This is a genomic window from Xanthovirga aplysinae (assembly GCF_009711365.1).
Taxonomy (GTDB): Bacteria; Bacteroidota; Bacteroidia; order Cytophagales; family Cyclobacteriaceae; genus Xanthovirga; species Xanthovirga aplysinae.
Genome location: NZ_SMMB01000933.1, coordinates 1 through 5616, shown reverse-complemented (window position 1 = coordinate 5616; position 5616 = coordinate 1). Strand labels below are relative to the sequence as shown.

Below are 5616 nucleotides of genomic sequence, written 5' to 3'. Positions count from 1 at the left end.
TAAAAGATATATACTAAATAAACGGAATTCCATTTACACGATTGTTGACAGTAATATACCTTTAAAAAACGATTAAATTTTAGCCAGGAAATCAATAAAATAAAGTTGAAAGTATGAGAATCAGATTATTGTTCCATTATATAAGTTATTTACAATATCCTCTAATGCTATTTGCAATTTAATTTTCGCTTACACCATACTTTAATGGCCTTGACAAGAGTAGAGAATCGATTGATCTATTATTTAAAAGCATGAATAATGTTATGATTATCATGGGGGTTGGAATCAGTTTTTCTACTTTACAGGATACTACAAAAACTCAAAATAAAATGTCTAGAAAAATTTGGGAAAGTCCAAAAAAAGGAAAAATAGTGATTTTCATTTTGGCGTTTATGGTACTACTATTTATAGGTATCGGGCTGATTGGATATTTTAGTGCAAATAACAATAGATTTAAAGACCTATCAATCGGAATAACCATATTAGGGGTTGGTATAATTGGATTTTTAAAATCCGCGATTGAGATGTTTGAAAATCATAGAAAAGATAAAAACACAACTGCCAACATTATTTAAAATAATAGCCGCACAAAGCCAATATCACAGCCAAAGCCACCCTTGTTACATTCACGTTGTGCATATTGCGATAAAAAATCAAAAGTGAAAGAATTACAATTTATAGAAGATTTTTACAAACCCATTCAACCGACTGTTAAGGCGGACAATAAGGAAATATTATATCAAGAAACCCAACCAAGCAAGAATATTGAAAATCTTGTGTTTTGCTTTTGGCAACTTAAGACAAACAAAATATTGCATCAACCTTTTGTTTATCGGGTAGTTTCTGACGGCTGTATCGACATTTTTTTCAATCATTATCAATCTACCAGCAACTTTGTAATGGGATTTTGTAGAAAATATACAGAGTTCTCCATTGGTAAAGAATTTGACTACATTGGAATCCGATTTCTACCAGCTGCTTTTCCGCTGCTTTTTGGAATAAATGCAAAAAAATTAAGCAACCAATCGCAAGAGCTAATAAACGTTTTGCCGAACTTTTCAGAATGGATGTGTAAAAAGCTTAAGCCAACTCAATCATTTAAGAAAGTTATTGAGCTTCTTGAAAAAAAATTGGAAAGTCTAATCCAAGACCATCAGTTCGATTTTGACTCTCGCTTTTTGAATTCCCTAAATCTGATTTTTAAGAGCAAAGGATTTCTGGATACCGAAAAAGATTTAAAAACAGGATTGAGCCCAAGACAATTGAGAAGAATCTTCAATTACTATATTGGTACTACACCCAAAGCGTTTAGCAATGTAGTTCGCTTTCAACATATTTTAAATGCTAAACCATCTAAACAAAGTCTTAAGAAAAATAAACTTTATTTCGATGTAGGCTTTTTTGACCAAGCCCATTTTATCAAAAATTTCAAGAATTTTTATGGGGTTACGCCTTCCGAAGCCTTCCAATAATCTTTGTCCGTTTTTTACAATTCTAGCACCCTGCCTCATTCTAAGTTTGTATAAATAAAATATATTAACAATGAAGATATTATTAGTAACTGCATTTTCACTTATGATTGGATTGGCAAATGCACAAACAACGAACAAAATGAAACTAAACGCAGGAATTATTACAGAGAAACTACAAGAGAGCAAAGATTTTTATATTAAAGTATTAGGCTTTGGTGTGACCTTCGAAAATGAGTTTTACATTTTGATGCACACCCCAGACAAGTCAGGTGAAATTAGTTTTTTGAAACCCGATCACCCCAGTCAAAGACCTATTTTCCAACCATCTTTCGGTGGAAAAGGGGTTTACCTGACCATCGAAGTGGAAAACGTGGACGAAATCTATCGTCAGATAAAGGCAAAAAATATCCCAATTGCATTTGGGCTTCGAGATGAAGTTTGGGGCGACAGACATTTTGCTATCGTTGATCCAAATGGAGTGGGAATTGATATTGTTACTTACGCAAAACCTGTGGAGTGATAAAAGCAAAAAATATCGGCAAAACTATTGCGAAAAGGTTGAATGAAATTGAAGTGTTTACTCTGGCTGATTTAGCTGAAATGACACCAAAAGTAGCTTACCAGAAAATCCGTGAAAAATACCCGGATAAGATCATTCCCAAATGTTATTACCTTTATTCTCTGCAAGGTGCTTTAATGAATTTGGATTGGCGAGAACTTCCAAAAGAAATTAAGGCCGGACTAATTGATTAAAAAGTAATATGCACAACATTGTATAAGCTTAATGCGAGCTATATCATTAAAATTAAACAAATTGTACATTTACAAAAATATCCGCAAATTGAAAGTGAAATGCCTCGAAACCCACTACGCTTATGCCCGACCGTTGTAAGCCATATGAAAGAACAATAAACAACAATAGGAATGAATTTTGGGAAGACGCATTTAAAGAAAAACAGAAAATGCGGGGTTCAGAACCTGCGAAATCTACCATATGGGCAAATGATTTCTTTGTTAAAAATAAAGTAAAACTATCCTATTTCCAGGAATGGGTTACGGAAAAAATGCCAAAACATTTAGAGATAATGGAATGTTAGAAACGGGGATTGAAATTTCTAAAACTCCTTTTGGAAATGACTTAACTATTTATCATGGCTCAATAACTGAAATGCCTTTTGATAATAAATTATATGACGGAATATTTTTTACGGATTAATTTATTTGTTGAATAAAGAAGAAAGAGAAAAAACTAATTGGAGATTGTTAAAATAAATTTAAAGAGAATGGGTTTCTGATTTTTACAGCGATTACAAAAAAAGCCCAAACTTATGGACAAGGAACCTGCATCCGCAAAGATAGGTAAGAAATGTTTGGTGGTGTAAGAATATTCTTTTATGACAAAAAACCAATCCAAGAAGAGTCTGGAAATGCAGGATTATTTGAAATTGAAGAAGTTATTGAGAATTATCAGTTTCATCTCATAAAATGTATGAAAGAAAGCACAAAGAGTTAAAACGTTTCAATCAAATAATTAATGGAATATTCCGAAGTAAATAGATTATCTCGATTAACAGCCATTTTAATTCAATTACAGACTAAGAGGATAGTTACAGCTTCTGAATTATCTCAAAAATTTCAAGTTAGTAAGAGGACAATCTACCGAGATATAAAAGCATTGGAGAAAGCAGGTGTCCCTATTTTGACCGAAGAAGGAAAAGGGTATACACTAATGGAAGGTTATAGAATGCCACCAATAATGTTCACCGAAAAACAAGCTAACGCCTTAATACTTGCAGAACAGTTAGTATTGAAAAACAAGGATGCCTCATTTGTAAAGGATTATTCGGAAGCAATTGATAAAATAAAATCAATTCTAAGATATAACATCAAAGACAAAGCAAATTTACTTGCTAATAGAACTCAATTTAACGAAGTCATAAATCAAGAAAGAAATAGTAACAATTTGTCAGATTTGCAAAATGCACTTACCAATTACAACCTTGTCAAGATACAATATATTAATAAGGAGGGAATTGCAACGAACAGATTGTTAGAGCCATTTGCAATATTGAATTCCGAAAATTGGTATTTAATTGCATGGTGTCGTTTACGTAAGGAATTTCGATTTTTTCGATTGGATAGAATTCAAAAAATGGAAATTCTACCAGATAACTTTGAGCCTCACAATATGACTTTACAAGAGTATTTTGACCAATACCATTAATTTTTGATTACCCTTGCCATAAGGTTGTCACCAGCCAGAAATACGTTTGTATAAATTAATCTTTAAAACACGTAAAAATGACAAACGTAATTAACTCAATGTTTAATCCAACCGATTTTCCAAAGCCTACTCTTATTTCAGTCAACGGCGTGGAGCTCGAAGTTTTTGAGGCAGGCCGACAAAATTTAGGAAAACCTATTGTACTATGTCACGGCTGGCCAGAGCATGCCTTTTCTTGGCGCCATCAGATGCAAGCCCTCGCTGCAGCAGGCTACCACGTCATTGTCCCAAACCAACGGGGTTATGGCAACTCATCCCGTCCGGCCGAAGTAACAGACTACGACATTGAACACTTGTCTGGTGACCTCGTAGCACTTCTCGATCACTACGAATACCAAGATGCCACCTTTGTCGGTCATGATTGGGGTGCAATGGTCGTTTGGGGGCTGACCTTATTGCATCCAAACCGTGTAAATAAAGTGATAAATCTGAGCTTGCCTTACCAAGAGCGCGGAGAAAGACCCTGGATGGAATTCATGGAAGAAATACTTGGCGGCGACTACTATTTTGTCCACTTCAATCGACAGCCAGGCGTCGCAGACGCCGTATTAGAAGAAAATACATCCCAGTTCCTTCGCAACCTTTACCGGAAGAACGAGCCCTTCAGAGCGCCTCAGCCAGGCATGGCTATGATTAATCTTGCCAGAGCAAAAAAACCACTCGGTGAACCCATAATGAGCGACAGCGAACTGGCCGTTTTCGTCTCCGCCTTCGAATCAACAGGGTTCACGGGCAGTATAAATTGGTACAGGAACCTTGACCGCAACTGGCACTTATTGGCGGGTGTGGACCCAATCATCCAACAGCCTGCACTTATGATCTATGGGGACCGGGATGTGATCCCGAAGTCTGAAAAACTAACGGAGTTCGTGCCCAATGTGGAAGTGGTCAACCTAGATTGCGGCCATTGGATCCAGCAAGAAAAGCCGGAAGAAACAAAACAAGCAATTTTAAAATGGCTGGAACAGCAGGACGCCAGCTAATCCCGAGAGCGTTTCAAAGTTAAACTTGCCCTCCGACTTGAATGCATTAATTACAGCAGAACAATTAGCGTGAAAAACGCAAGGTTCGCCATTTTTTCAAGACTTTGACGATGCCATGACAAAATAAAGTCAATGTTCTGATGAGCACTCCCGTTTAGCCTCGGGCCTTAAACGAAAGTGCATAACATCACCTATGAAGCATACGAGTTTATGCTTTGTTTGATCACTTATGATTGAAAACCTATTCCTAAGAAGGAAAGAAATAGAAATGCATAAAAAGGAAATAGAAACATATTGTCCTAAAAGCCGAACAGATTGGCGAAAATGGTTAGAAAAAAACCATCAATCAAAACAGTCTGTTTGGCTTGTTTATTTTAAGTCATCAACAAAAGTTGCTTCTGTTAGTTGGAGTGAAGCAGTTGATGAAGCACTTTGCTTTGGGTGGATAGATAGCACTAAAAAGACTATTGACCAAGAAAGATACATGCAATATTTCAGCAGAAGAAAACCTAATAGCACATGGTCAAAAATAAACAAAGAAAAAATTACCAAACTCATCCAAAAGAACCTAATGACAAAAGCAGGTTTTGACAGCATAAAAACTGCTAAACAAAATGGAACATGGTTAATAATGGATGATGTAGAAAAATTGATTTTACCAAAGGATTTAAGAATTGCATTGTATAAAAATGAAAGTTCAATGGAATTTTTTCAGAGCCAGTCAAAATCAATTAAAAAAGCAATGTTGCATTGGGTTATTATTGCTAAAAGAACTGAAACAAGAAAGAAGAGAATTGCAGAAATAGCACGATTGGCTGCCAAAGGAATAAGACCAAATCAATTTAGATGACACTATCCGGAAAACTGTGTAAGTAGG

8 protein-coding genes are annotated in these 5616 nt (G+C 35.5%); all 8 read left to right on the top strand.

All coding sequences use genetic code 11. The features are described 5' to 3' along the window. The first annotated feature begins 251 nt into the window (after positions 1-251). The 8 genes from E1171_RS08450 to E1171_RS08415 all read left to right on the top strand — a co-directional run bounded on the left by E1171_RS08450 (position 252) and on the right by E1171_RS08415 (position 5589). Positions 252-575 carry a hypothetical protein gene (locus E1171_RS08450; RefSeq protein WP_222931449.1) on the top strand — a complete coding sequence of 108 codons (324 nt, stop codon included), beginning with the start codon at positions 252-254 and terminating at the stop codon, positions 573-575. Between the two features lie 84 nt (positions 576-659). Next, positions 660-1472, top strand: coding sequence for a DUF6597 domain-containing transcriptional factor (locus E1171_RS24730; protein ID WP_187696342.1), 813 nt, complete (start codon positions 660-662; stop codon positions 1470-1472). 70 nt (positions 1473-1542) lie between these two features. Further along, positions 1543-1992 carry a VOC family protein gene (locus E1171_RS08440; protein ID WP_222931448.1) on the top strand — a complete coding sequence of 150 codons (450 nt, stop codon included), beginning with the start codon at positions 1543-1545 and terminating at the stop codon, positions 1990-1992. Next, positions 1989-2225: a TfoX/Sxy family DNA transformation protein gene (locus tag E1171_RS08435; RefSeq protein WP_187696341.1), complete on the top strand. Its 237-nt coding sequence runs from the start codon at positions 1989-1991 to the stop codon at positions 2223-2225. Before E1171_RS08440 ends, E1171_RS08435 begins: the two co-directional genes overlap by 4 nt. Positions 2226-2520: 295 nt before the next feature. Then, positions 2521-2688: a class I SAM-dependent methyltransferase gene (locus tag E1171_RS24460; RefSeq protein WP_246164248.1), complete on the top strand. Its 168-nt coding sequence runs from the start codon at positions 2521-2523 to the stop codon at positions 2686-2688. Between the two features lie 318 nt (positions 2689-3006). After that, complete coding sequence (locus E1171_RS08425; RefSeq protein ID WP_155205566.1) at positions 3007-3696, top strand: helix-turn-helix transcriptional regulator; 690 nt, start codon at positions 3007-3009, stop codon at positions 3694-3696. Between the two features lie 77 nt (positions 3697-3773). Beyond that, positions 3774-4739, top strand: a complete 966-nt coding sequence (locus E1171_RS08420) for an alpha/beta fold hydrolase (protein WP_222931447.1) — start codon at positions 3774-3776, stop codon at positions 4737-4739. A gap of 229 nt (positions 4740-4968) precedes the next feature. Next, positions 4969-5589: a YdeI/OmpD-associated family protein gene (locus tag E1171_RS08415; RefSeq protein ID WP_246164245.1), complete on the top strand. Its 621-nt coding sequence runs from the start codon at positions 4969-4971 to the stop codon at positions 5587-5589. Positions 5590-5616: the final 27 nt, after the last annotated feature.

Coding starts and splice junctions, on each gene's coding strand:
- E1171_RS08450 (WP_222931449.1), top strand. CDS start 252: ATGAATAATGTTATGATTATCATGGGGGTTGGAATCAGTTTTTCTACT.
- E1171_RS08440 (WP_222931448.1), top strand. CDS start 1,543: ATGAAGATATTATTAGTAACTGCATTTTCACTTATGATTGGATTGGCA.
- E1171_RS08420 (WP_222931447.1), top strand. CDS start 3,774: ATGACAAACGTAATTAACTCAATGTTTAATCCAACCGATTTTCCAAAG.
- E1171_RS08415 (WP_246164245.1), top strand. CDS start 4,969: ATGATTGAAAACCTATTCCTAAGAAGGAAAGAAATAGAAATGCATAAA.
- E1171_RS08425 (WP_155205566.1), top strand. CDS start 3,007: ATGGAATATTCCGAAGTAAATAGATTATCTCGATTAACAGCCATTTTA.
- E1171_RS24460 (WP_246164248.1), top strand. CDS start 2,521: ATGGGTTACGGAAAAAATGCCAAAACATTTAGAGATAATGGAATGTTA.